The organism is Luteitalea sp. TBR-22, from assembly GCF_016865485.1.
GTDB lineage: Bacteria > Acidobacteriota > Vicinamibacteria > Vicinamibacterales > Vicinamibacteraceae > Luteitalea.
Genome location: NZ_AP024452.1, coordinates 2,491,880 through 2,515,184 on the forward strand (window position 1 = coordinate 2,491,880; position 23,305 = coordinate 2,515,184).

Below are 23,305 nucleotides of genomic sequence, written 5' to 3' on the forward strand. Positions count from 1 at the left end.
TTCCGCTGGACCGTCGTGGCAGCGCTGGCCGTCGCCCTCAGCGGGTGCCGGGCGGTGCCACCCGAGTTCGATCTCGCCGTGCGCGGCGGCTGGGTGCTGGATGGCACCGGCACGCCGGCGATGCGTGCCGACGTCGGGGTCAAGGGCGATCGGATCGTGGCGATCGGCGATCTGTCGGGGCGCGCCAGCGTCGCGACGCTCGACGCGACGGGACTGGTCGTCGCGCCCGGGTTCATCGACACGCAGGGGCAATCGGGACGCACGCTGCTCGAGGACGGCGCCGGGGCGAGTCACGTGCTCCAGGGCATCACGTCGGAGATCATCGGCGAAGCGAGCACGCCGGCGCTGTGGATTCCCGGCTCGGCCGACCTGCCGTTCCTCACCAGGCTCGGGATCGCCTTCGACTGGGGCGGCGTCGACGGGTTCCTGACGCGGCTGGCCGGGCGCGGCATCACGGTGAACGTCGGCACGCTGGCGCCCCTCAACCAATTGCGCGTCGACGTGGTCGGCACGGCGCAGCGCGACGCCCGGCCGGAGGAACTCGAGGAGATGCGTCGTCGCCTCGACAAGGCGATGCGCGAGGGCGCGTTCGGCCTCTCCAGCGCCTTGATCTACCCGCCCGGGTCGTATGCGAGCACCGACGAGATCGTCACGCTGGCGCGGACGGCCGCCGCGCACGGCGGGCGCTACGTGTCGCACATCCGCGGTGAAGGGGACAGGCTGGAGACGGCGCTCGACGAGGCCATCACCATCGCCGAGCAGGCCGACATCCCGGTGGTCGTCTATCACCTCAAGGTCGCCACGCGCAGCAAGTGGAAGTCGATGCCGGCGATCGTCGCGCGCATCGAGCGGGCGCGTGCCCGCGGGCTCGACGTGTCGGCGACTGCCTACCCGTATCCGGTCGCGGGGACCAGTCTCGACGCCTCGCTGCCCGACTGGGTGCACGACGGCGGCGACACCGCCATGCTGCGACGCATCGCCGATCCAGCGACCCGGGCCCGCATCAAGCGCGACATCACCCGGGGCCACGATGGCTGGGAGAACTTCCTGCGGAGCGCCGGGTTCGACGGCGTGACCATCGCCGACGTGCGGCAGGGCGGCGACACGTCGGTGATCGGGCGCACGCTGACCGAGGTCGCGCAGCAGCGCGGCCGGGATCCCTGGGACGTCTTCTTCGACCTGTTGATCGAGCACGACGGGCACGTGGCCGCGCTGTACGCGCTGATGCACGAAGACGACGTGCGCGAGGTGCTGCGGCAGCCGTGGGTGAGCATCGGCAGCGACTCGTCGGCACAGCCGGCCGACGGGCCGATGGCGGTCGGCCGTCCGCATCCGCGCGGGTTCGGCACCTTTCCGCGAGTGCTGGGACGCTACGTGCGCGACGAGCAGCTCGTGGCGCTGCCCGAGATGATCCGCAGGATGACCAGTGGCGCGGCCGCCCAGATGGGCATCGCCGAGCGGGGCCAGTTGCGGCCGGGCTGGTTCGCCGATCTCGTCGCGTTCGACCCGGCCACCATCCGCGATCGCGCCACCTTCGAGCGTCCGAGGCAGTACCCTGAAGGCATGCGCGCCGTGGTGGTCAACGGGGTGGTGACCGTGCGGGACGGGAAGCTGACCGGACAGCGGGCCGGGCGCGGACTGCTCGGCCCGGGAGTCGTCCGCCCGGCCACTGCCGCCCCCGTGCCGGTCGGGGGGACGCGATGACCGGGTCGGTGCCCGGCGGCGACGCCCGCGTCGCCGTGCGCACCACGCCCGGACGCCGGCGCGTGGTGATCGTCGGCGGCGGCTTCGGCGGACTGCAGGCGGCGCGCGCCCTGCGTTGGGCCGACGTCGACGTCGTGCTCGTCGACCGTCGCAACCATCACGTGTTCCAGCCGCTGCTGTACCAGGTGGCAACGGCCGGCCTGTCGCCGGGCGACATCGCGTCGCCGATCCGGTGGATCCTGCGTCGTCAGCAGAACGTGCAGGTGCTGCTCGGCGAGGCGCAGCGGGTGGACACGCAGGCGCGCGTCCTGCACCTCGACGTCGGGCAACTCGGCTACGACGCGCTGATCCTGGCGACCGGGGCGACACATGCCTACTTCGGCCACGACGAGTGGCAGGCGCACGCGCCCGGCCTGAAGACCCTCGAGGACGCGGGGCTGATCCGCCGCCACCTGCTGCTGGCGTTCGAGGAGGCCGAACGCACGCCCGATGCCGAGGCCCGCAGTCGCGCGCTGACGTTCGTGATCGTGGGAGGCGGGCCGACCGGCGTGGAGCTGGCCGGCGCCCTCGCCGAACTGGCCAATCACTCGATCGCGCGCGACTTCCGCGCCATCGACACCAGCTGCGCGCAGGTGTTGCTCGTGGAAGCCGGGCCACGGATCCTCGGTGCCTTTCCCGAGGACCTGCAGGCACGAGCCGAAGCGTCGCTCGTGCGGCTCGGCGTCAAGGTGCGCAAGCAGACGCCCGTCACCGCGATCGACGCGCAGGGCGTCACGCTGGCCGACGGCAGCCGCATCGAGGCGTCGACGGTGCTGTGGGCCGCCGGCGTCGCGGCCTCGCCGCTCGGTCGCTCGCTGGGCGTCGAGGTGGACCGTGTCGGCCGCGTGATCGTCCAGCCGGACCTCACCGTGCCCGGCCTCGACGACGTGTACGTCGTCGGCGACCTCGCGCATGTCGAGCAGGACGGCCGGTTGCTGCCCGGCGTCGCGCAGGTCGCGATGCAGCAGGGCGCGCACGCCGTCGAGAACATCCTCCGACGCTTCGGCAACCAGCCGCCACGGCCGTTCCGGTATCACGATCTGGGCAACCTCGCCACCATCGGCCGGCACTCGGCGATAGCCGATTTCGGCGGACGCTGGCGGTTCTCCGGGGCCCTTGCGTGGTGGCTGTGGCTCTTCATTCACGTCCTCAAGCTGACCGGGTTCCGCAATCGGTTGGCCGTCCTCGTCCAGTGGGCATGGGCTTACCTCACGCACCAGCGCGGCATCCGGCTCATCACGGGGCAGGACCCCGTCGCCTCGTCGCCGCCGTCCTCCTCGTCGCCCTCGCCGCGCTGACGGCTGCCGCGCGCCTGCCGGCGCCCGTCCTCGCGGCGTGGCGTCGGGGCTACGAGGCGCTGCAACCACTCGTCTCGCGCGTCAGCGCAAGGTTGCCCGTGTCGGCCATGGACGCGTGCCTGCTGGTGCTCGTGGGCGCACTGGCGTGGCTGGTCTGGTCGCGCCGCCTCGCACTGTTGCGGCCGATGCCCGTGGTGCTCGGCCTGGCCGCAGTCGCCGCCGCGTGGCTGGTCTTCCTGCTGGCCTGGGGCTGGCACTACCAGGTGCCGACGGTCGAGGTCCGCCTCGGCCTGACGCCCGCGGAGGTGACCGTGGAGCGCGGCGAAGCCTTTGCGGCGGGGCTCGTCGCCCAGCTCAATGCCCTGCACGGCGCGGCGCACGCAGCCGGCTTTCCGTCGCGGCCCGAACTGCCGTCAGTGCTCGCTCCCCTGATGGCCGACGCGTTGTCGCAGGTCGGGCAACCCTGGACGCCGTGGCTGCCGAGGCCCCGCCGCACGATGCTGGACGTGTACTTCCGGAACGCGGGCATCGACGGGATGACCAACCCGTTCGGCCTCGAGGTGCTGCTCAACAGCCGTGTGTTGCCGATGGAACTGCCGGCGCTCGCGGCGCACGAGTACGCGCACCTGGCCGGCTTTGCCGACGAGGCCGATGCGAGCATCGTGGCCTGGCTGGCGTGCCAGCGTGGCTCGGCGGCGCTCAAGTACAGCAGCGGCCTGGCCGTGCTGCCCCATGTGCTGACGGGACTGGATCGTGAGCGGCGTCAGCGCGTGCTGGCGGCCCTGGGCGAGGGCCCCCGCGCCGACCTGCGGGCGATTGCGGCGCGGCTGGCCGAGCAGCGCCCGTGGGTGCAGCTGATTGCGTGGCAGACCTACGACCGGTTCCTGAAGGCGAACCGTGTGGCCGAGGGGGTCGCGCGCTACGACGCTGTCGCGCGGGTCCTGGTCGGCGCCGGCGACATCGTCAGCGGGACTCTGCGTCGGCGGCCGTCGCCGTGGCCGGCGCCGCGCCGCCGTTGATCGTCACCCCACCGTTGACCGTCTCGACGCGCAACGTGGGTCCGCCGCCGTTGACCTTGCCCTCGAAATGCCGGCGGCGACGCTCGCCTTCCTGCAACTGGCTGAATCCGTCGACCGTGATGGCGCCGTTCACGGTCCGCACCGAGACGTCGGCGGCAGCGCGCGAGGGCAGCGAGACGCTGACGCTGCCGTTCACGGTTTCGATCCGGGCGCCCGGTCCGGGCAGGCCGGCGAGTTCGAGCCGGACGCTGCCGTTGACGGTCTCGGCCTTGGTGAGGGTCGGGATGGCGCGCGCGTCGATGCCGCCGTTGACGGTCTCGAGCGCCACGGCGCCGGCCACGCCTGTCACTTCGACCCGTCCGTTGACGGTCGTGAGGGTGACGGAGGCGCTCGAGGGGACGAGGATCTCGTAGCGCACGTCCACCTGCTGCCCCTTGGTGAAGCCCTGGGAACGGGGGGTGACCAGGCGCACGAGGTCGGCGGTGGCTCCTGCTTCCAGGCGAGTGCGTTCGAGCAGCTCGCGTGCCCCTTGCTCGCTCACGGCTCGTGCGGTGCGGTGGGCGACGACCTGGAAGGACGGCGCCTCGTGCGTCGACACCTGGATGGCGCCGTTGGTGTTCTCGATCTCGAGGCGGGCGCCGGGGTTGACGGCGTAGGTCTTCTCCCAGCGGTCCGACGCCTGGGCGCGAGGCCCGGCGATCATCAGCTCGCAGCCCCCTGAGAGCAAGGCGAAGGGGAACAGGGCACCGGCCCACAGGGCACGCGACGGCAGTTGCATGGGATCTCCTGCAAGACCCTTACGTCAGGACGCCGGCGATGTTCCCATTGTTCACCCCAGCCGGCGACGAACGCACCGTGCCGCACGCTATCCAAGGTGGGTCAACCTTCAGCGAACACTATCCATGGTGGTGAATAACAAAGTTTCGACATTGTTGCTTCAAAAACGTAATCGGGTTGTGACCGTCTTCACACGCGCAGACATGCCACCTGTGCCGATTCCCGCAGAAATCCAGCGATCCTGCGGCGACGCCACCAGGGCATGCGCCGTGCCCACTTCGGGGGCATGGTACGCCCGGGCCTCGCCAGCCACCTCCGTCGCTCGTTCCTGGCGTTGTGCCTCCTGCTCGTTGCGCAGGTCGAACACGCCGTCGCCGGTTCCGTGCGCCTCTCGTGGGACGCCAACACCGAGCCCGATCTCGCGGGCTACGTGCTCGTGTGGGGCACCTCGCCTGGCAGCTACAGCCAGTCGCTGACCGTCCCCGCCACGGCGGTGACCCAGGACGTGACCGGCCTGGTCGATGGCACGTACTACTTCGCCATCCGAGCCTTCAACGTGGCCGGGCAGCACAGCGCCTACTCCAACGAGGTGGTCGTCACGCTGGCCCCGTCCATCTCCACACCGGCGATCACCTCGGTCACGCCCGCGACGGGCACGACCCAGGGCGGTACGACCCTGACCATCGCCGGCAGCGGCTTTGTGGCAGGCGCCACCGTGCGGGTCGGATCCGCGGCCGCGACGGTCCTCTCGGTGTCGGCGACGGCGATCTCCGCCCGGACGCCGGCGGGCGCGGCGGGCGCGGCGGCGGTGACGGTCACCAATCCCGACGGCGGCACGGCGAGCCGTGCCGCGGCGTTCACCTACGTGGCGTCGGCGCTGCCGGCGATCAGCAGCTTCGCACCGGCGCTGGGCCCGACCTCGGGCGGCACCGACGTGGTCATCACGGGCACCAACTTCCAGAACGGCGTGATCGTCCGCTTCGGCGCGATCGCGGCCACGGTGTCGAGCGTGACGACCACCCGGCTCGTCGCTCGGACGCCCGCACAGTCGAGGGGGACCGTCGCGATCAGCGTCGTGAACCCTGATGGCAACGGCGTCGAACTGCCCAACGCGTTCACGTACCGCGGCCCGGCGCCGCGCATCACGTCGGTCACGCCGGCCATCGGCGCCAGTGTCGGCGGCACCGAGGTGCAGGTGGACGGCGCCGACTTCGATGCGGGCGTGAGCGTGTCGGTCGATGCCCTGCCCGCGACGGTGATCTCGGTCACGGCGTCGCGGCTGGTGATTCGCATGCCGGCCCACGCGCCCGCGACCGTCGGACTCACCGTCACCAACCCCGATGCGCAGCTGGCCTGGGCCCCTGCCGTCTACACGTACGTGAACGCCGCGCCGACGATCACGGCGGTGGCTCCCGCCAACGGACCGACCGAGGGTGGAAATGCCGTGACGATCAGCGGATCAGCGTTCGCGGCAGGCGCCACGGTGTCGTTCGGCGGCGTGCCGGCAGTGATCGCCTCGCTCGCGCCCGACACGCTCGTCGTCAAGGCGCCCGCCCACACCAGCGGTGCGGTGAGCGTGCTCGTGAAGAATGCCGACGGACAGTCGGCGACGCTCGTCAACGGCTATGGCTACGACGACACCACGCCGGTCATCACCTCGGTGACACCTGCGAAGGGACCGGTCGCGGGCGGCACCGTCATCACGATCACGGGGCAGCGATTCGGCGCACAGCCGACGGTGGCGGTGGACGGTCGGCCGGCCAGGGTGCTGTCGTCGAGCGACACGGTGGTTAGCGCCGAAACGCCGGCGCACCCGGCGGGGACCGTGGGCGTGTCGCTGGTGACGGCAGGCGGTCAGTCGGCGGTGGCGCCGGCCAGTTTCACTTACGAGCAGACGTCCGCCCCGGCGCCCTTCACGCGGTACTTCGCCGAGGGCGCGTCGGGCGGGTTCTTCCAGACGCGGTTTGCGCTGGCCAACCCGCACGACGAGGCGGTGCCGGTGACGGTGACCTTCACCGACACGCAGGGCACCGCGACGCCGATGCAGGTGACCCTGCCGGCGCGGGCCCGGCTCACGATCGACGAGAACAATCGGCCGGCGCTGGCTTCCGAGGCGTTCGCGACCAAGTTCGAGGCGCCGAAGGTGATCGGAGTGGAGCGGACGATGACGTGGGCGGCCGGCGGGCCGGCCTACGGCGCGCACAGCGAGATCGGCGTCGAGGCCCCGCGCACCTCGTGGGTGCTGGCCGAGGGCGCGACCATTGCCGGGTTCAATACCTTCTACCTGCTGCAGAACCCGACGACGACGGCGGCGCAGGTCAAGGTGCAGTACCTGCTGGCGACCGGGCAGCGGATCGAGAAGATCCACCCGGTGGCGCCCCTGTCGCGGACCAACATCTGGGTGAACAAGGACGATCCGGCACTGGCCGCGGCGGAGATGTCGGCCAGCATCACCTCGCTCAACGACGTGCCAGTGGTGGTGGAGCGGTCGATGTACCGCAACAACGGCAACGAGCTGTTCTCGGCCGGGCACAACAGCGCGGCGGTGGACGCGCCGGCGTTGCGGTGGTTCCTGGCCGAGGGCGCGACGGGCGGGACCTTCGACGAGTTCGTGCTGATTGCCAACCCGAACACGGCGGCCGCGCAGCTGCGGGTGAGTTACCTGCGGGCGGGCAAGGCGCCGCTGGTCAAGACCTACACGGCCGCGGCCCAGAGCCGGTTGACCATCTGGGTGGACCAGGAAGCGCCGGAACTGGCCAACGCGGAAGTGAGCGTGGTGGTGGAGTGCCTGACGGCGACGCCGGTGGTGGTGGAGCGGTCGATGTGGTGGCGGGCAACGCCGGCCGGCGAGTGGGTGGAGGCGCACAACAGCCGTGGCACGACGACGACGGCGGCGCGGTGGCTGGTGGCCGACGGCGAGGCCGGGGGGCCGGGACAGGCGAGCACCTACGTGCTGGTGGCCAACACGGGCGCGACAGCGACGGGCGTGAAGTTCACGCTGCTGACCGAGCAGGGCGCGGGGCGGACGGTGCAGGACACGGTGACGGCCAACGGGCGGTACTCGCTGGACGTGGCCGCGACCTTCCCGGAAGTGGCCAGCGGCCGGTTCAGCGTGCTGGTCGAGAGCGTGACGGGCACGGCGCCCCTGGTGGTGGAGCGGGCCTCGTACAGCAGCACGGCGACCACGACCTGGGCGGCAGGCACCAACGCCGTGGCGATGCCGCTGCCCTAGGCACGGCTCGTGAGGCATGACCCAGGCAGGGCGCACCAATCGCGTAAGACGGCATACGAATCTGTGATCGGGCACCTCCGGCACAATGCCTGACGAACGGCAGGTTCGCCGAATTCCTCGGGAATTCGCGTGATTGCATCGGTCGAGTCAGGGGCACGCCCGTTGCCCTGACCTCGGGCGTGGATCGTCGAACCTGCTCCCCGCTGCTGCGCGCCCTCCTGGTGGGATTCCTCCTCCTGTGGGCGCAGGTCGGGCAGGCGGCAGCCGGGAACGTGCGGCTCTACTGGGACGCCAACACCGAAGCCGACCTGGCCGGGTATGTCCTTGCGTACGGCCGGCTCCCCGGCACGTACACGACCTCGGTGACGCTGGCGCCGTCGGCCGTCACCCACGAGTTCACCAACCTGTCTGACGGCACGTACTACTTCGCGATCCGCGCGTTCAACGCGGCCAACGTGTACAGCGGGTACTCCAACGAGGTCCGCGTGGTCGTCGGGACCGGCGTGGCCCCCACTGCGCCGACCGTCACCAGCTTCGGGCCCGCCTTCGGGCCGGTGACCGGTGGCACCGATGTGGTCATCACGGGCACGAATTTCCAGAACGGCGTGGTCGTCAGGTTCGGCAATGCCGCCGCCGTGGTCTCCAACGTGACGACCACGCGCCTGGTCGCCCGCACCCCCGCCGGCGCCGAGGGCATTGTCGCGATCTCGGTCGTCAACCCCGATGGCAACGGCGTGCAGGTGCCGCAGGCGTTCACGTACCGGGGCGCCGCCCCGACCGTGACCACGGTGACGCCGGCGCGCGGGCCCGCAGCGGGCGGCACCGAAGTGACCATCGACGGAACCAACTTCAAGCCCGGCCTGAGCGTCTCCATCAATTCGCTCACCGCAAAGGTGCTCTCGGTGACCGCGACGCGCATCGTGGCGCAGATGCCTCCGCATGCCGAGGCGGTGGTCGGCATCACGGTGACCAATCCCGACTCGCAGCTGGCCTGGAAGGCGAGCGCCTACACCTACGTGGCCGGTGGCCCCGCCATCACGCAGGTGCTTCCTCCCTCCGGGCCCATGGCCGGTGGCAACACGGTGACCATCGTCGGCAGCGGCTTTGCCAGCAGCAGCGTCACCATCGGCGGCGTCGCCGCTGCCGTGGTCACCCGCGCAGCCGACATGATCACGGTTCGCGCACCGGCCCGTCCCGCCGGCGTCGCGAGCGTGCTCGTGCGCAACGGCGATGGCCTGTCGGTGACTGCGGTGAACGCCTACACATATGTCGACCCCGCGGCGACGTTCACGCGGTACTTTGCCGAAGGGGCGTCGGGCGGGTTCTTCCAGACGCGGTTTGCGCTGGCCAACCCGCACGACGAGGCGGTGCCGGTGACGGTGACCTTCACCGACACGCAGGGGACCGCGACGCCGATGCAGGTGACGCTGCCGGCGCGGGCCCGGCTGACCATCGACGAGAACAACCGGCCGGCGTTGGCTTCCGAGGCGTTCGCGACGCTGTTCGAGGCGCCGAAGGTGATCGGCGTGGAGCGGACGATGACGTGGGCGGCCGGCGGGCTGGCGTACGGCGCGCACAGCGAGATCGGCGTCGAGGCCCCGCGCACCTCGTGGGTGCTGGCCGAGGGCGCGACGATTGCCGGGTTCAACACGTTCTACCTGCTGCAGAACCCGACGACGACGGCGGCGCAGGTCAAGGTGCAGTACCTGCTGGCGACCGGGCAGCGGATCGAGAAGATCCACCCGGTGGCGCCCCTGTCGCGGACCAACATCTGGGTGAACAAGGACGATCCGGCACTGGCCGCGGCGGAGATGTCGGCCAGCATCACCTCGCTCAACGACGTGCCAGTAGTGGTGGAGCGGTCGATGTACCGCAACAACGGCAACGAGCTGTTCTCGGCCGGGCACAACAGCGCGGCGGTGGACGCGCCGGCGTTGCGGTGGTTCCTGGCCGAGGGCGCGACGGGCGGGACCTTCGACGAGTTCGTGCTGATTGCCAACCCGAACACGGCGGCCGCGCAGCTGCGGGTGAGCTACCTGCGGGCGGGCAAGGCGCCGCTGGTCAAGACCTACACGGCCGCGGCCCAGAGCCGGTTGACCATCTGGGTGGACCAGGAAGCGCCGGAACTGGCCAACGCGGAAGTGAGCGTGGTGGTGGAGTGCCTGACGGCGACGCCGGTGGTGGTGGAGCGCTCGATGTGGTGGCGGGCGACACCGGACGGCGAGTGGGTGGAAGCGCACAACAGCCGTGGCACGACGACGACGGCGGCGCGGTGGCTGGTAGCCGACGGCGAGGCCGGGGGCCCAGGGCAGGCGAGCACCTACGTGCTGGTGGCCAACACGGGCGCGACGGCGGCGGGCGTGAAGTTCACGCTGCTGACCGAGCAGGGCGCGGGGCGGACGGTGCAGGACACGGTGACGGCCAACGGGCGGTACTCGCTGGACGTGGCCGCGACCTTCCCGGAAGTGGCCAGCGGCCGGTTCAGCGTGCTGGTCGAGAGCGTGACGGGCACGGCGCCCCTGGTGGTGGAGCGGGCCTCGTACAGCAGCACGGCGACCACGACCTGGGCCGCCGGCACCAACGCCGTGGCCATGCCGCTGCCGTAGGGGGCTGACGTCTGGCGTCTGACGTCTGACGTTTGACGTCTGACGTTTGACGTCGGTACCTCTTCGCCTGGGCGCTTCGCCTGAGCCTCGAGCCCTGAGTGCTGAGCCCCGTCAAGCGTTAGACGTCAAGCGTCAACCTGCGGTAGCGCGTCGCCACGTAGTCCTCGACCAGCGCCTGGAACTGCGCCGAGAGTTCCTCATACGTGCCGCGCAGCGTCATCGCGTGCCGGCCATCGATGAAGACGGGGCAGTTGGGCGCTTCGCCCGTGCCGGGCAGCGAGATGCCGATGTTGGCCGCCTTGGACTCGCCCGGGCCGTTCACCACGCACCCCATCACGGCGAGGGTCATCTCCTCGACGCCCTCGTACTCCTGCTTCCAGGTCGGCATCCGTTCGCGGATGTAACCCTGGATGCGCTCGGCCAGTTCCTGGAAGGTGGTGCTGGTGGTGCGGCCGCACCCGGGACAGGCGGTCACGCTCGGACTGAAGGCCCGCAGGCCGAGGGCCTGCAGGATCTCGCATGCCGCGTAGACCTCCTCGCAGCGATCGCCGTCGGGCCGCGGCGTCAACGACACGCGGATCGTGTCGCCGATGCCCTCGTGCAGCAGGACGCCCATCGCGGTCGACGACCACACCAGGCCCTTCATGCCCATGCCCGCCTCGGTGAGCCCGAGGTGGAGCGGCTGGCGCGTCGCCCGGGCGAGCCGACGGTAGACGTCGATCAGATGGAGCGGCCGCGACACCTTGCACGAGATGATGATCTGGTCCTCGCGCAACCCGGCCTCGAGCGCCAGCTCGGTCGAGGTGACGGCCGACTCCACCATGCAGTCGTTCAGGATCTCGTCCGACGACTTGCCGAGGTTGCCGTCGGTGTTCTCCTGCATGCGGCGCATCACCAGTTCCTGGTTCAGCGACCCACCGTTGACGCCGATCCGCACGGGCTTGTCGTGCTCGCGCGCCACGGCACAGATCATCGCGAACTGCTCGTCGCGCCGCGCGCCGGTGCCGACGTTCCCCGGGTTGATCCGGTACTTGTCCAGCGCCCTGGCGCACTCGGGATATCGCGTCAGCAGCAGGTGACCGTTGTAGTGGAAGTCGCCGACGATCGGGACCGTGCAGCCCTGGTCGAGCAGCCGGCGCTTGATTTCGGGGACCGCGGCGGCCGCTTCGGGCACGTTGACGGTGACGCGGACGATCTCCGAGCCGGCGGCCGCGAGCGCCGCGACCTGGGACACCGTCCCGGCGACGTCGGCGGTGTCGGTGTTGGTCATCGACTGGACGACGACCGGGGCGCCCCCGCCGACCTGGACGTGGCCGACCTTGACGCCGATGGTGCGATGGAGACGAGCGATGGTCATGAATGGTCCTGCAAGAGGGTGACGCGGGGGGCGTCGAGGGCCTGCAGCAGCGCCGACAACTGTGCGGCGTGCGCGGGCGACACGTGCTGGAACGCCACTCCCGCCAGGCACGCCGGCGGCTCGCCATAGCGCACGGCGAGGATCAGGCGACTGTGGGCGACGTGTCCGTCGAGCGGCCCGATGGTCGTCGCACCGGCACCGAGGGTGAAGCGCAGCGAATCGCCCGCCGCGAGCGGCCGCGTCGATGCCACGACCATCCCACCGGCACTCAGCTCGTGGACCCGCCACGGCTCGTCCTCGCCCTGCACGACGGCGTGGCAGGCGATGGTGACCGGCCGGCGATCGGCCCGGCGACGGTCGGGCGTCCACGAATCCGGCATCACCATCAGCCTAGCGGCGACCGTCCTCGAGGCGGGTCCGCGCGCTGCGATGCAGGTCGAGCACGTGCGGCCCGAGCTGCTTGCTCAGGAACACCTTGGACTCGAGGTTCTCGATCGGGTTGGGCGCGTACTTGATCACGTTGAAGTGCAGGTTGGCCAGCGTGCCGCGCATCTCGTAGTGGCGGTTCTTCGTCTTGACGACCACTTCATCGAAGCCCGCGCTCACCGCCCAGGCTTCCTGCTCCTCGGTGAGCGCGCGGAACTGGCCCTGGCCACGCCAGTCGATCCGCGTGCCACCGATCCAGCTGTAGAGCACGCGCCGGCCGTCGAACTGCACGACGTCCTCGAGCTGGGCCGCGAGGTCGGCCAGGCGCGGATCCGACTCGTTGGCGAACAGCTCGTGGCACACCTTGTAGGCGACGGGCACCAGGGAGCCGGGGTCGTCGGGGAGGGCGGCCACCGCCATCACGATGAGATGCTCGCGATCGGCGAGTCGAGCGGTGATCTCGGCTGACGTCTTGCGGCGGGCGAACTCGCCGAAGAATTCCTCGATGTATTCAATCTCGAGGGCGCCCTGTTCGAGCCCGTAATGGCGGATCAGATACTCCACGTGCGGTTCGCGCCTCGCAGCCTTCTGTGAAGCCCGGCGCGCGAGCGCGGCTGGGCAATCCCGTCATTCTACCCTCCTGGCGGACGGCGATGCGGTCCACCCGGTCACGGCCTAAGATCGGCGCATGACGACGTGGATGGCCGCATGAGTCGGCCCCTGGTGGTGCTCGTGCTCGGGATCACGGCCCTGATGGTGCTGTCGTGGGCCCTCGGCCGGGTGATCTTCTGGCTGAGGAGCACCTTCCCGCCCAATCCCCCTCGCCGCCGGCAGCGGTGACGCGCGGCGCGTCCTGGACGGGAGTCGGGAGTTGCAGCCGTCGGCCCTGGCCGTAGGGGCGGCTCCGCGGAAACAGGTCCGGGTTGTCGGTGAACAGGCCGTCCACCCGGTCGGTCTCGATCGCCCTGCGCAGGCCGTCGGCCGTGACCCAGCGCCGGGCGGCCTCGTCGTTCCCCAGCAGGAAGGTCCGCGGCACGGCAGGCCGCCGCGCCGCCAGCACCTGCAGGCTTTCTTCCTCCAAAGACTGCCGCCAGACGACCGGACGCCCCTGCACGCTGGCCTCGGTGAGTCCGTTGTGGGTGAGGGCCGCCACCACGGCATCCTCGAGGCTGAGGCCCTTGGCCCGCAGGCGGCCGGGGCCCTTCAACTCGGGGAACAGGCCGGCCTTGCCCTTCACGAGAGCCGGTAAGCCTCCAGCGTGTGTTCCGGCGCATACGCGGAGGCACCGCGATGGGCGATGCTGTAGGCGTGCGGGGCGGCGCTCTGCACGAGCGGCAACGCCAGCGGCAGGACGACGAGGACCGTGACGAGGGCACGCACGAACACCATGGTGGATCAGGTCGACGGAACGCAGCACGGCCGCGTCGAAGCGCTCTGGGTGAAGCGGGCGCATCGCGGCCCGATGGACGAGGCGCGGGAGGTGACCTTCGTGGAAGGCCAGGGCGTGCTCGGCAGCGCCGATCGGTCGCGCTTCCGGCAGGTCACGCTGATCAGCGAGGAGCGCTGGCGGCGTGTCGAGTCGACGCTGGGCTGGGTGCCCGACCCCTCGGTGCGGCGCGCCAACGTGATGGTCGGCGGCATCGTCCTCGACCTGCGTCGCGGCGACATCCTGTGCCTGGGGGAGGCGCGCGTGCGCATCAAGGGCGAGACGCGTCCCTGCGAACGCATGGACGAGGCGGCCGACGGCCTGCGCGCTGCGCTGGCGGCCGACCTCGGCGGCGGGGTGTACGGCGAAGTGGTGACCGGCGGGGTGGTGCGCGTGGGCGACCCGGTACGCTGGGAAGCGACCGGACAACCCACGCTCGAACTGCAGGCCTAGGCCTCGGTGTCCTGATCCTCACCGCCTGATGGCGGCGCGTCGTCTGCCGCGGCCTCGACGCCCTCGGCACGCGGTCCGCTGCGCCGCCGGCGCCGGCGGCGGCGCTTCCTGGGTGCGTCGCCGTCGGCGGTGGTGGCCTCTGGCGCCTCGCCCGGCTCGCCGTCGACGTGTGCCGCGCCTTCCGCCGAATCCGGGGCTGGCGCGTCGGCTTCCGGCGTCGCGACGGCGGTGACCGTGCCACGCGGACGACGAGGCCGACGGGCGCGTGGCGGCGCGGGCTCTGTCGGCGCGATGGGGGTCACGCCGTCGGGGCCATCCACCTGCTCGCCGGCCTCGACGAGTTCCTGGTGCGCGTCCTCGAAGAGCACGAGCCCGAACGCGTCGGCGATCGCTTCCATGTCCTGCCGTTCGTCGGGCGACACCAGCGTGATCGCCGTGCCGGTCGACCCGGCGCGACCGGCGCGACCGACGCGGTGCACGTAGGCCTCGCGGTTGAACGGCACCTCGACGTTGACGACCGTCTCGATGGCGTCGATGTCGAGGCCGCGGGCGGCGATGTCGGTCGCCACCAGCACCTTGTGCGTCCCTGACTTGAATCCCTCGACGGCCCGCAGCCGATCCTGCTGCGTGCGGTCGGCGTGCAGCGCGGCGGCGCGGATGCCCTGTGACTGCAGGTCGCGGGCGAGCCGATCGGCGCCCCGCTTGGTCGCCGAGAACACCAGCGTCGGCCCGCTGGCTCGGCGCAGGAACCTGGCCAGCCACGCGGTCTTCTCGTGCCGCCCGAGCAGTTCGGCCTTGTGCGTGATCGTGGCGGCCGGCGCGTTGCGCGACCCGATCTGCACCAGCTTCGGGCTGCGCATGATCTCGAGCGCGAAGCCCATGATCTCCTCGGGCATCGTCGCCGAGAAGAGCAGCGTCTGCCGCGCCCGGTCGGTGGGCAGCTGCGACACGATGAACTTCACGTCGGGCCAGAACCCCATGTCGAGCATGCGGTCCGCCTCGTCGAGGACGAGGATCTCCAGCCCGTCGAACTTGGCGATCCCGGCGCGCAGGTGGTCCATCAGGCGCCCCGGCGTGGCGACGACGATGTCGACGCCGGCCTTGAGGGCCTGTTCCTGCATGTCCATGCCGACGCCGCCGAAGACGGCCGCGCAGCGCATCGAGGTGTGGTACCCGAACCCCTGCACGTCGTCCTCGATCTGCACGGCGAGCTCGCGGGTCGGCGCGAGCACGAGGATGCGGGCCGAGCCTTCGCGCTCGCGGTTCTCCTGCAGGAGCCGCTGCATCAGCGGGAGCAGGAACGCCGCGGTCTTGCCCGTGCCGGTCTCGGCGCAGGCGACCAGGTCGTGCCCGGCGGCCACGGTGTCGAACACGGCGCTCTGGATGGGCGTGGTCTGCTCGAACCGTCGGTCCTCGACGCCCAGCAGCAACTCGGGCACCGTGATCAGGTCGGCAAAACGCCGTGGCGCGGTGTCAGGCGTGAGGGTCTCGAACTTGGCCAGCAACTCCGCGTTGCGGGCCGACGCCTGGGGGCGGGCGGGGGGGCGACGCGGACCGGACCGGCTGCGGCCGGTCCGGGCGCCTCGTTCAGGGCGTGGGCTCACTCTTCGTCGTCCGTCACGTCATCGGGCTGGTCGACGTCCGGATCCTTGCGGCTGGCTGCGGGATCGTCGAACTCGACCGAGGCTTCCAGATCCTCGTCCTCGTCGTACAACCGGCTGACCGGACGCTCCTTGATGGGGCCGCGGGGACCCTTCTCGTAGGTCTGCTTGCGGGCCGGTCCCTTGGCCGGACCCCGCGCGCGTCGGCTGTCGCCGGCAGGCGGCGGCATGCCCGGATCGCGCGGGACGAACGGGCGCGGAGGGCCACCGGGGCGGGGACCGCCGAAGCCGCCTCCCCCCTCGGGCCGCGGCCCACCGAAGCCGCCCGGCCGCGGAGCGCCGCCGCCGTACCCACCTCCACCGTAGCCGCCGGGGCCACCGGGGCGCGGTCCGCCGTACCCGCCGGGACGCGGTCCCGCGGGACGATCCTCACGGGCGCGCGCCTCGCTGACGGCGAGGGGACGACCGTTGAAGGGTTGGCCGTTGTACCGCTGCACCACCTGTTCAGCGTGCTCGCGCTCGGCGAAGTCGACGAACGCAAAGCCGCGTGGACGTCCTGTCTCGCGGTCGGTCGGTAGCACCACCTGTTGCGGCTCCGCGACCTCGGAGAAGAGGGCGCGCAAGTCGGCTTCGGTGGCACTGTACGGAAGGTTTCCAATGAATAAGCGAACGCTCACGACGTCCTCACGGGCTGGCCAGGCCTCCGTCTGGCGGTAAACAGGTGAACGACGCATGCAGCGATGCGGGACACCACGGGGAACTGGGTTACGGAGAAGGCGGGGAAAAGACTGATGGGCTCGATGCGGTACTCGGCTGGAAGGCGGCGCGTCAGAATCGCATACTTCTCCTGCCCGGCGCAACCAGTAGACTGGGAGCCCGACCTGCTTCCTCCTTTCGACCGATGCCACGCCAGCCCTTCGCCTCGTTGCCCGACTCGGCCCGCTTGTGGGTCTTTGCCGCGGCGCGTCCCCTCGACTCACAGGAACGCGATGCGCTCCTGACCGCCGCCGACGCGTTCCTCGACCAGTGGAACGCCCACAAGGTGCCGCTGGCCTGCGCGCGCGAGCTGCGCCACGACCAGTTCCTGCTCGTCGGCGTTGACGAGGCCGCCTCCGGCGTGTCCGGCTGCTCGGTCGACAGCCTGGTCCGGACCATGAAGGGGTTGGGACAGCAACTCGGCGTCGACCTGCTCGATCACGCCTCGGTCTTCTACCGCGACGGCGAGGCGGTGCGGCGCGTCTCGCGGGAGGCGTTCGCCGATGCCGTCGCCAGCGGCGGCGTCGACCTGGCCACGACCGTCTTCGACAACACGGTGCCCACCGTCGGCGCCCTGCGCGCCGGCCGCTGGGAGTCGCCGGCCTCGGAGACGTGGCACGCCAGGGCCTTCTTCTGAGGTGACCCCGTCCTCCGAGCCGCGCGCGCCGGCCCCCCGTGGCCTGCACTCCGGGCGGCGCGTCGCCGCGATCAGCGTCGTGGTCAACGCGCTGCTCGCGGCCCTCAACGTCAGCGTGGGGACGCGCGGCGGTTCGCTGACCGTCGTCGCGTCGGGCATCGAGTTCGCCGCCGACGTCGTGGCGTCGCTGGCGGTGCTCTTCGGCTTCTGGTACGCGTCGCGCCCCGCCGACCACCGCCACCCCTACGGCCATGGCCGCGCCGAGACGCTCACCGGCCTGCTGATCGGCCTGGCGCTGTTCGTCATCGGCGGATCGATCGCGGTACACGCGCTCCGCGACGTCTACGCCGTCCATCCGCCGCCCGCGACCTACACCCTGTGGCCTCTGGCGATCGCCCTGGCCGTCAAGACCGCCCTCATGGTCTCCAAGGTGCGCGTGAGCCGCCGGACCGGCAGCCAGGCGCTACTGGCCGATGCCTGGAACGACAGTGTCGACGTGCTGTCGTCGCTGGCGGCGATCCTGGCCCTCGGACTCACGCTGTACGACCCGGAGACCTACCGGGCCGCCGACCACGTCGGCGGCGTGCTGGTCGGCGTCTTCGTGATCGTGGCGGGGCTCGGGGTGGTGCGCTCCACCTCGGCGGACCTGATCGACACGATGCCGCCCGAATCGCTGCTCGACCAGGTGCGGCGCGTCGCCTGTCGCGTCGACGGCGTACGTGGCGTCGAGAAGCTGTTCGGCCGCAAGACCGGCCTCCAGTACCACGTCGACCTGCACCTCGAGGTCGACGGATGGATTTCGGTCGACGCCGGCCACGACATCGCCACGCGGGTTCGCGAGCGGATCAGGCTCGACGTCGAGGAAGTGAGTGACGTGTTGGTGCACGTCGAGCCGGCCGGGCTCGGCGACGCGGCACGGGCGACGCCGCCGCGGGACGGTCAGGCGTGAGGCGTCGCCGGGCGGACCGGACGAGGTCCGCTCAGCGCGACGCGGCGGGCGCGTCGCTGCCGAGAGACGTCGCCAGGAACGTCCGGATGGCGGCGAGGTAGCGCGCCGCGTCTGCGCGGTTGGGGTGCACGTGGCCCCCCGTCAGGGTGACCAGCGTCTTCGGCTCACGAGCCAGCGTGAGCAGGCGTTGGCCGTGCGCGTACGGGACGATGGTGTCGTCGGCCGCATGCAGGAGCAGCAGCGGGCTGCCGATCGCGCCGATGCGATCGCGCGAGGCGAACCGCGTGCGGATCATCAGCCGGATCGGCAGCCACGGGTACAGTTCCGCGGCGCGATCGTCGACGCCGGTGAACGCGCCCTCGAGGATGACCGCGCGCTCGTCCACCTCGCTGGCCAGCGCCGTGGCCAGGCCCGATCCCAGCGACCAGCCGTAGATCACGATGCGCGTCGGCGCGACGCCCTGCGATCGCAGCCACGCGTAGGCGTCGCGTGCCGCCGCGACGAGTCCCTGCTCCGACGGGACCCCGGGGAGCCCGCCGTAGCCGGGGTACTCGGGAGCCACGACCTGCAGCCCGAGATCGCGGAGGTGCTGGTACCGCTCGACGTTGACCGAGGCACCGACGGTGGCGCCGTTCCCGTGCAGGTAGACGGCCCACGGCGCCTGCGGTGTCGCCGGCTGGCGCAGCACCCACAGCCGACCCCTCGCGCCGTCCGGCAGGCTGCGAGGCAGTTGCTCGAGGCCCGCGGCGAGAGCGGGCGGGACGGCCGGCGTCGTCTGCGGCGGCACGAAGACCAGCGAGACCTCGTTGGCCATCAGGTACGCAATCGCCGTGGGGTAGGCCAGGACCACGGCCGCCAGGGCGCCGCGCAGGCTCCAGCGCAGGAAGCGCCGTGCGGCGGTGTCGTCAGCGCGAGACACGCAGCGTCGTGACCTGGCCGGCGCGGACGTCCACCTGCCGGGCGCTGCCTCCGACGAGCACGTCGTGACGTCCCGGCTTGATCTGTCCGAGCGTGATGGGCGTGACGCCGCGCGGGCGGCCGCCCATCGTGACGGGCAAGCCGGGCGGCGTGCTCTCGATGGCGACGGCACCGGTCGTCTCGGACACCGCGTCGGCCCCGCCGGCGGCAGCGACCGAGCCCGGCGCCGGCGAGGCGAGCGTCCCGTCGGCTGCGGTCGCCTGCCCCTGCGGCCCCGCCTGGGCGGCGGACGCCGGAGAGGTGAGTGGCAGAAGGACGACCGTGCGCCCACGGCTGATGGCCACCCGCTCGGCGCGCACGGCCGAGCCTCCATCCTGGACCTCGACCTGATACACACCCGGGGCGAGGTCCTGCTCGACCGGGGCACGGCCCACCGGCTGGCCGTCGATCCGCACCTCGGCGCCGTCGGGGCCATCGACGCGAAGGTGCCCCTCGGTCACGACGGGCTGGGCCGAGTGGAGATACCAGATGTAGCCGGCTTCGGCCAGCGCCAGCACGGCCAGGAGCGCGGCGACGACGCCGATCCACGGGGAGCGCTCGGGCACCTCGACAGGCGACGTCCGCAGGCGCAACTCACTCCAATCCGGCCGCGAGAAGGACTGCGCGGGTGCGGCAGGCGTTGCCGAGGCCGGCGCCGCGACGGACGCGCCCTGGGCTCCCTGCCCCTCGTCGTTGTGGACATCCACCACGTCGTAGTGGTCGAGCTCGCGGTCAGGTGGGGGCCACGTGACGCTGAGGGGCGGGCCGGTCGGGGACGCGGCCCGCTCGGCCCGGAGTGCGTGCGTTCTCTTGAGGAGCGCCTCCAGGCGCGCGCTGATTTCTTCCGGGGTAGGTCCCCCGGAGGGCGCGCCGGCCGGGCGTTCTGGTTCAGTCACCATCGGTTTGTATCCTACGGACTACGCAGCGTCAACCGAAGGCGGCGGTCACGGCTCGGCGGCCGCCCCCGAGTGTCCGCTTCACCAGACGGCAAGGCGGCTCGACAGTGGCAGTCCGATTGCAGAGTCGCCGGGCATGCCTACCATCCTCTCCCGTGTCGCGCGGTCGACGACGGCGATCACCCTGGCGGTGGCCATGGGATCGGGGAGCGTCGCCGCGGTCGCGCTGTTGTCGGTGCAGGACGAAATCCAGATGGGACGCGAGGCGCAGGCCGAACTGCTCCGTGAGGTGCCGGTGGTGCGGGATCATGGCGTGCGCCAGTACGTCGACGGCCTCGGCCGAGAACTGGCCGGTTACGCGTCGGGCGCCGACTACCCGTACAGCTTCACGACGGCCGATTATCGCGACCTGAACGCCTTCGCCCTGCCGGGCGGGCCGATCTGGATCAACCGCGGGGTGCTCGACGCGGCCGAGAACGAGGCGCAGGTCGCCGGTGTCCTCGCCCACGAAATCGCGCATGTGTCGCAGCGTCACTCGGCCAGGCACATGACCAAGAGCCTGGTCACGACGGGGATCCTGTGGGCGATCGCCGCGGCCATCGACGGCAGGGACGATGACTGGCGCGCGCAGGCGGTCAACCTCGCGGCCATGGTCACCGCGAGCAGCGTGCTGCTCAAGTTCTCCCGCAACGACGAGAAGCAGGCCGACCGCGAAGGCGTGCGGATCCTGGAACAGGCCGGATACGATCCGCGCGGCTTGCTCGAGTTCATGCAGATGCTCGACGCGCAGCAGGGGCGCTCGCCCAACGCGGTCGCGCGCTTCTTCTCGACCCATCCCGATCCGAAGAGCCGTGTGCGCGACCTCGGCCTCCTCATCGCCGATGCCGAGCCGGGCCGTCGCGACAGTGCGGAGTTCTCCGCGCTCAAGCAGCGCCTCTCGAGACTCGGGCCCGCGCAGCCGATGCCCTGAAGAGCCTCGAGCCGGGACCTGTCGGGGATCGAGTCGACTCCCGACTCCCGACTCCCGGCTCGTCGAGCTGGCCCATGGCAGCCGCTTTGCACCGGCTGGCGGCATGTCACGACCCTGTGCATTCGCTCGACGAACAGGCTCCCTGCTCCTGGCGCTCTCGTTGACATCGGCCGGTGTGGCGGCGTTCCAGCTGATCTCGGTGCGCGACGAGGTGCAGCTGGGCCGGCAGGCCCAGGAGGAGTTGCGGCGTCAGACGCCCGAGGTCTCCGACCCCCGAGTCCGCGCCTACGTGGCCGATCTGGGCGCGCGGCTGGCGTCACACGCGTCAGGAGAAGCCTACCCGTACAGCTTTTCGGTGGCCGACTACCGTGAACTGAATGCCTTCGCCCTGCCCGGCGGCCCCGTGTGGGTGCATCGCGGCGTCCTCGAGGCGGCCGACGCCGAAGCGCAGCTGGCCGGCGTCCTGGCGCACGAGATCGCGCACATCTCGGAGCGGCACGCGGCGCAGCAGATCACCAAGGGGACCGTCGCCAACGGGTTGCTCGGGTTGCTCGGCGCCATCGTCGGCGACCGCGGGGCCGGCGCCGCGGCAGCGCAGGTGGCGGCCGGCGTCACGGCCAACTCCTTCATGCTGAAGTTCTCGAGAGACGACGAGCGCGAGGCCGATCGCGAGGGGGTCGGCCTGCTGCAGCGAGCTGGCTACGATCCGCGCGGGTTGCTCGAGTTCATGCAGGTGCTGGCGCGGCAGGAGGGACGGTCGCCGGGGTCGGTGGCGCAGTTCCTGTCGACGCATCCGGCGCCGGCCAGCCGGGTGCGCGAGCTGAGCCAGTTGGTGGCCCGGGCGCCGGCCGGCCGTCGGACGAGCGCGGCGTTCACCGATGCCCGTCGTCGACTGGCGAGCCTGCCGGCCGCCCGGCCGATGCCACGCCGATGAGACCGGAATCGCAGGACCCTGCCGCCGACCGTCGGACCTTACCGGTAGATGTTGAGGAAGGTCGTGATCACGACGTTGTTGACCACGTCGATGAAGAAGGCCCCGACCATCGGCACCACGAGGAAGGCCCGGGGGGCGGGGCCGTACCGCTCCGAGAGGGCCTCCATGTTGGCCATCGCATTGGCGGTGGTGCCGAGCATGAACCCGATGAAGCCACTCGACATGACGGCCGCGTCGTAATCGCGTCCCATGAGTCGGAAGATGAGCGGCGGCGCGACCAGCGCCACGAAGACGACCTGCACGACCAGCAGCAGGGCGAGAGGCAGGGCCAGGCCGGCGAGCTGCCACAGCTTGAGCGTCATCAGCGCGATGGCGATGAAGAACGCCAGGGCGACCGTGCCGAGGTCGTCGATGATGGCCTGCGAGATGCCGAACCAGCCGGTGAACTCGTCGAGGTTCCTGAGCACGATGGCCGCGAGCATCGCGCCGATGTAGCGGGGCAGGATGACGCCCATCGCGGTGAGCCAGTCGCTGATGCCGGCGCCGACCCACATGGCGAAGAGCAGCAGCGCGGTGGCCTTCAACAGGGCGTAGGCTTCGCGGTCCTCGCTGCCGGGAGCCTCGGCCGATCCGGGCAGCGCCGACTCCACCACATGGTGGGCGACGAGGTCCTCGTGTCCGCCGCCGGGGCGCAGGCCCCGGTGGAGCCGGTGCTCGATGAGCCACGTGCCGACCGGGCCGCCGAGCAGGCCGCCGGTGACGATGCCCGCCATGGCGGCCGCCACGGCGATGGTCTCGGCGCCGGCGACGCCGGCCTGCTCGAAGAGGGGCGCGAAGGCGAGGCCGGTGGCGGGGCCGCCGGCCAGAGTGACCGAACCGGCGAGCACGCCGAACAGTGGCGGCTGACCGAGCAGGCGCGCCGCGACCACGCCGAGCACGTTCTGCAGGACGGTGAAGACCGTGGAGGCGGCGAGGAACCACAGCACGAGCGGACCGCCGCGCTTGAGGAGGCCGACGCTGGCGCCGAAGCCGACGCTGGTGAAGAACGCGATCATGAGGGGATCGCGCAGGGTGGTGTCGAACGTGAACGGCACGTGGCCGCGCGCGTAGCCGACGGTCATCGCGATCGAGACCAGCAGGCCGCCGATGACCGGCGCCGGGATGTTCAGTCGCGCCAGCCACCCGAGGCGACGCCGGATCGCGTAGCCGGCAAACAGCACGACGCCGGCGAAGGCCAGCGTATGGATGGCGTTGATCGCGAACACGCC

Annotated in this window: 21 protein-coding genes; 10 read left to right on the forward strand and 11 right to left on the reverse strand. The window is 71.3% G+C overall.

From position 1 onward, the window contains the following. Positions 1–15: 15 nt before the first annotated feature. The 3 genes from TBR22_RS10205 to TBR22_RS10215 all read left to right on the forward strand — a co-directional run bounded on the left by TBR22_RS10205 (position 16) and on the right by TBR22_RS10215 (position 4,060). Positions 16–1,704: an amidohydrolase family protein gene (locus TBR22_RS10205; RefSeq protein ID WP_239492874.1), complete on the forward strand. Its 1,689-nt coding sequence runs from the start codon at positions 16–18 to the stop codon at positions 1,702–1,704. Further along, positions 1,701–3,041 carry an NAD(P)/FAD-dependent oxidoreductase gene (locus TBR22_RS10210; protein ID WP_239492875.1) on the forward strand — a complete coding sequence of 447 codons (1,341 nt, stop codon included), beginning with the start codon at positions 1,701–1,703 and terminating at the stop codon, positions 3,039–3,041. Before TBR22_RS10205 ends, TBR22_RS10210 begins: the two co-directional genes overlap by 4 nt. Before the next feature lie 107 nt (positions 3,042–3,148). Beyond that, positions 3,149–4,060, forward strand: coding sequence for a DUF3810 family protein (locus tag TBR22_RS10215; RefSeq protein ID WP_239493486.1), 912 nt, complete (start codon positions 3,149–3,151; stop codon positions 4,058–4,060). On the opposite strand, the gene TBR22_RS10220 is transcribed toward TBR22_RS10215, so the two are convergent. Beyond that, positions 4,005–4,838: a DUF4097 family beta strand repeat-containing protein gene (locus tag TBR22_RS10220; RefSeq protein WP_239492876.1), complete on the reverse strand. Its 834-nt coding sequence runs from the start codon at positions 4,836–4,838 to the stop codon at positions 4,005–4,007. The genes TBR22_RS10215 and TBR22_RS10220 overlap by 56 nt on opposite strands. Positions 4,839–5,099: 261 nt before the next feature. On the opposite strand from TBR22_RS10220, the gene TBR22_RS10225 reads away from it, so the two are divergent. Both TBR22_RS10225 and TBR22_RS10230 read left to right on the forward strand, forming a co-directional pair. After that, positions 5,100–8,069, forward strand: coding sequence for an IPT/TIG domain-containing protein (locus TBR22_RS10225; RefSeq protein ID WP_239492877.1), 2,970 nt, complete (start codon positions 5,100–5,102; stop codon positions 8,067–8,069). A 179-nt stretch (positions 8,070–8,248) separates the two neighbouring features. After that, positions 8,249–10,675: an IPT/TIG domain-containing protein gene (locus TBR22_RS10230; RefSeq protein ID WP_239492878.1), complete on the forward strand. Its 2,427-nt coding sequence runs from the start codon at positions 8,249–8,251 to the stop codon at positions 10,673–10,675. Between the two features lie 118 nt (positions 10,676–10,793). Here TBR22_RS10230 and ispG read toward each other — a convergent pair whose 3' ends face one another. The 5 genes from ispG to TBR22_RS10255 form a co-directional block, all read right to left on the reverse strand. Further along, positions 10,794–12,032 carry a flavodoxin-dependent (E)-4-hydroxy-3-methylbut-2-enyl-diphosphate synthase gene (gene ispG, locus TBR22_RS10235; RefSeq protein ID WP_239492879.1) on the reverse strand — a complete coding sequence of 413 codons (1,239 nt, stop codon included), beginning with the start codon at positions 12,030–12,032 and terminating at the stop codon, positions 10,794–10,796. Beyond that, positions 12,029–12,412 (reverse strand): PilZ domain-containing protein, encoded by a 384-nt coding sequence (locus tag TBR22_RS10240; protein WP_239492880.1) that lies wholly within the window; start codon positions 12,410–12,412, stop codon positions 12,029–12,031. The genes ispG and TBR22_RS10240 overlap by 4 nt, the downstream gene beginning before the upstream one ends. Positions 12,413–12,422: 10 nt before the next feature. Continuing rightward, positions 12,423–13,022: a hypothetical protein gene (locus TBR22_RS10245; protein ID WP_239492881.1), complete on the reverse strand. Its 600-nt coding sequence runs from the start codon at positions 13,020–13,022 to the stop codon at positions 12,423–12,425. Positions 13,023–13,200: 178 nt separating this feature from the next. Next, positions 13,201–13,695, reverse strand: a complete 495-nt coding sequence (locus TBR22_RS10250) for a hypothetical protein (protein WP_239492882.1) — start codon at positions 13,693–13,695, stop codon at positions 13,201–13,203. Continuing rightward, positions 13,692–13,847 (reverse strand): hypothetical protein, encoded by a 156-nt coding sequence (locus TBR22_RS10255; protein WP_239492883.1) that lies wholly within the window; start codon positions 13,845–13,847, stop codon positions 13,692–13,694. Before TBR22_RS10255 ends, TBR22_RS10250 begins: the two co-directional genes overlap by 4 nt. Here TBR22_RS10255 and TBR22_RS10260 point away from each other — a divergent pair. Beyond that, on the forward strand, positions 13,846–14,337 hold the full coding sequence (locus TBR22_RS10260) for an MOSC domain-containing protein (RefSeq protein WP_239492884.1): 492 nt from the start codon (positions 13,846–13,848) through the stop codon (positions 14,335–14,337). The genes TBR22_RS10255 and TBR22_RS10260 overlap by 2 nt on opposite strands. On the opposite strand, the gene TBR22_RS10265 is transcribed toward TBR22_RS10260, so the two are convergent. Together TBR22_RS10265 and TBR22_RS10270 are read right to left on the reverse strand one after the other, a co-directional pair. Next, positions 14,334–15,941: a DEAD/DEAH box helicase gene (locus TBR22_RS10265; RefSeq protein ID WP_239492885.1), complete on the reverse strand. Its 1,608-nt coding sequence runs from the start codon at positions 15,939–15,941 to the stop codon at positions 14,334–14,336. The two genes, TBR22_RS10260 and TBR22_RS10265, sit on opposite strands and share 4 nt — an antisense overlap. Beyond that, the gene (locus TBR22_RS10270; protein WP_239492886.1) at positions 15,938–16,561 is read right to left on the reverse strand and encodes an RNA-binding protein; all 624 of its coding nucleotides are present in this window, start codon (positions 16,559–16,561) and stop codon (positions 15,938–15,940) included. The genes TBR22_RS10265 and TBR22_RS10270 overlap by 4 nt, the downstream gene beginning before the upstream one ends. A 278-nt stretch (positions 16,562–16,839) precedes the next feature. Between TBR22_RS10270 and TBR22_RS10275 the strand changes: the two genes are divergently transcribed. Together TBR22_RS10275 and TBR22_RS10280 are read left to right on the forward strand one after the other, a co-directional pair. Beyond that, positions 16,840–17,331, forward strand: coding sequence for a hypothetical protein (locus TBR22_RS10275; RefSeq protein WP_239492887.1), 492 nt, complete (start codon positions 16,840–16,842; stop codon positions 17,329–17,331). Between the two features lies 1 nt (position 17,332). Continuing rightward, a complete protein-coding gene (locus tag TBR22_RS10280) occupies positions 17,333–18,280 on the forward strand; it encodes a cation diffusion facilitator family transporter (RefSeq protein ID WP_239492888.1) in 948 nt (315 codons plus the stop codon). 31 nt (positions 18,281–18,311) lie between these two features. Here TBR22_RS10280 and TBR22_RS10285 read toward each other — a convergent pair whose 3' ends face one another. Together TBR22_RS10285 and TBR22_RS10290 are read right to left on the reverse strand one after the other, a co-directional pair. After that, a complete protein-coding gene (locus TBR22_RS10285; RefSeq protein WP_239492889.1) occupies positions 18,312–19,199 on the reverse strand; it encodes an alpha/beta hydrolase in 888 nt (295 codons plus the stop codon). Continuing rightward, positions 19,186–20,136, reverse strand: coding sequence for a PEGA domain-containing protein (locus TBR22_RS10290; RefSeq protein ID WP_239492890.1), 951 nt, complete (start codon positions 20,134–20,136; stop codon positions 19,186–19,188). The genes TBR22_RS10285 and TBR22_RS10290 overlap by 14 nt, the downstream gene beginning before the upstream one ends. 133 nt (positions 20,137–20,269) lie before the next feature. Here TBR22_RS10290 and TBR22_RS10295 point away from each other — a divergent pair, with 133 nt between their 5' ends. Beyond that, on the forward strand, positions 20,270–21,103 hold the full coding sequence (locus tag TBR22_RS10295; protein ID WP_239492891.1) for a M48 family metallopeptidase: 834 nt from the start codon (positions 20,270–20,272) through the stop codon (positions 21,101–21,103). Between the two features lie 103 nt (positions 21,104–21,206). After that, a complete protein-coding gene (locus TBR22_RS10300) occupies positions 21,207–22,037 on the forward strand; it encodes a M48 family metallopeptidase (RefSeq protein ID WP_239492892.1) in 831 nt (276 codons plus the stop codon). A 38-nt stretch (positions 22,038–22,075) separates the two neighbouring features. On the opposite strand, the gene gltS is transcribed toward TBR22_RS10300, so the two are convergent. Next, positions 22,076–23,302 carry a sodium/glutamate symporter gene (gltS, locus tag TBR22_RS10305; RefSeq protein ID WP_239492893.1) on the reverse strand — a complete coding sequence of 409 codons (1,227 nt, stop codon included), beginning with the start codon at positions 23,300–23,302 and terminating at the stop codon, positions 22,076–22,078. Between the last annotated feature and the right edge of the window lie 3 nt (positions 23,303–23,305).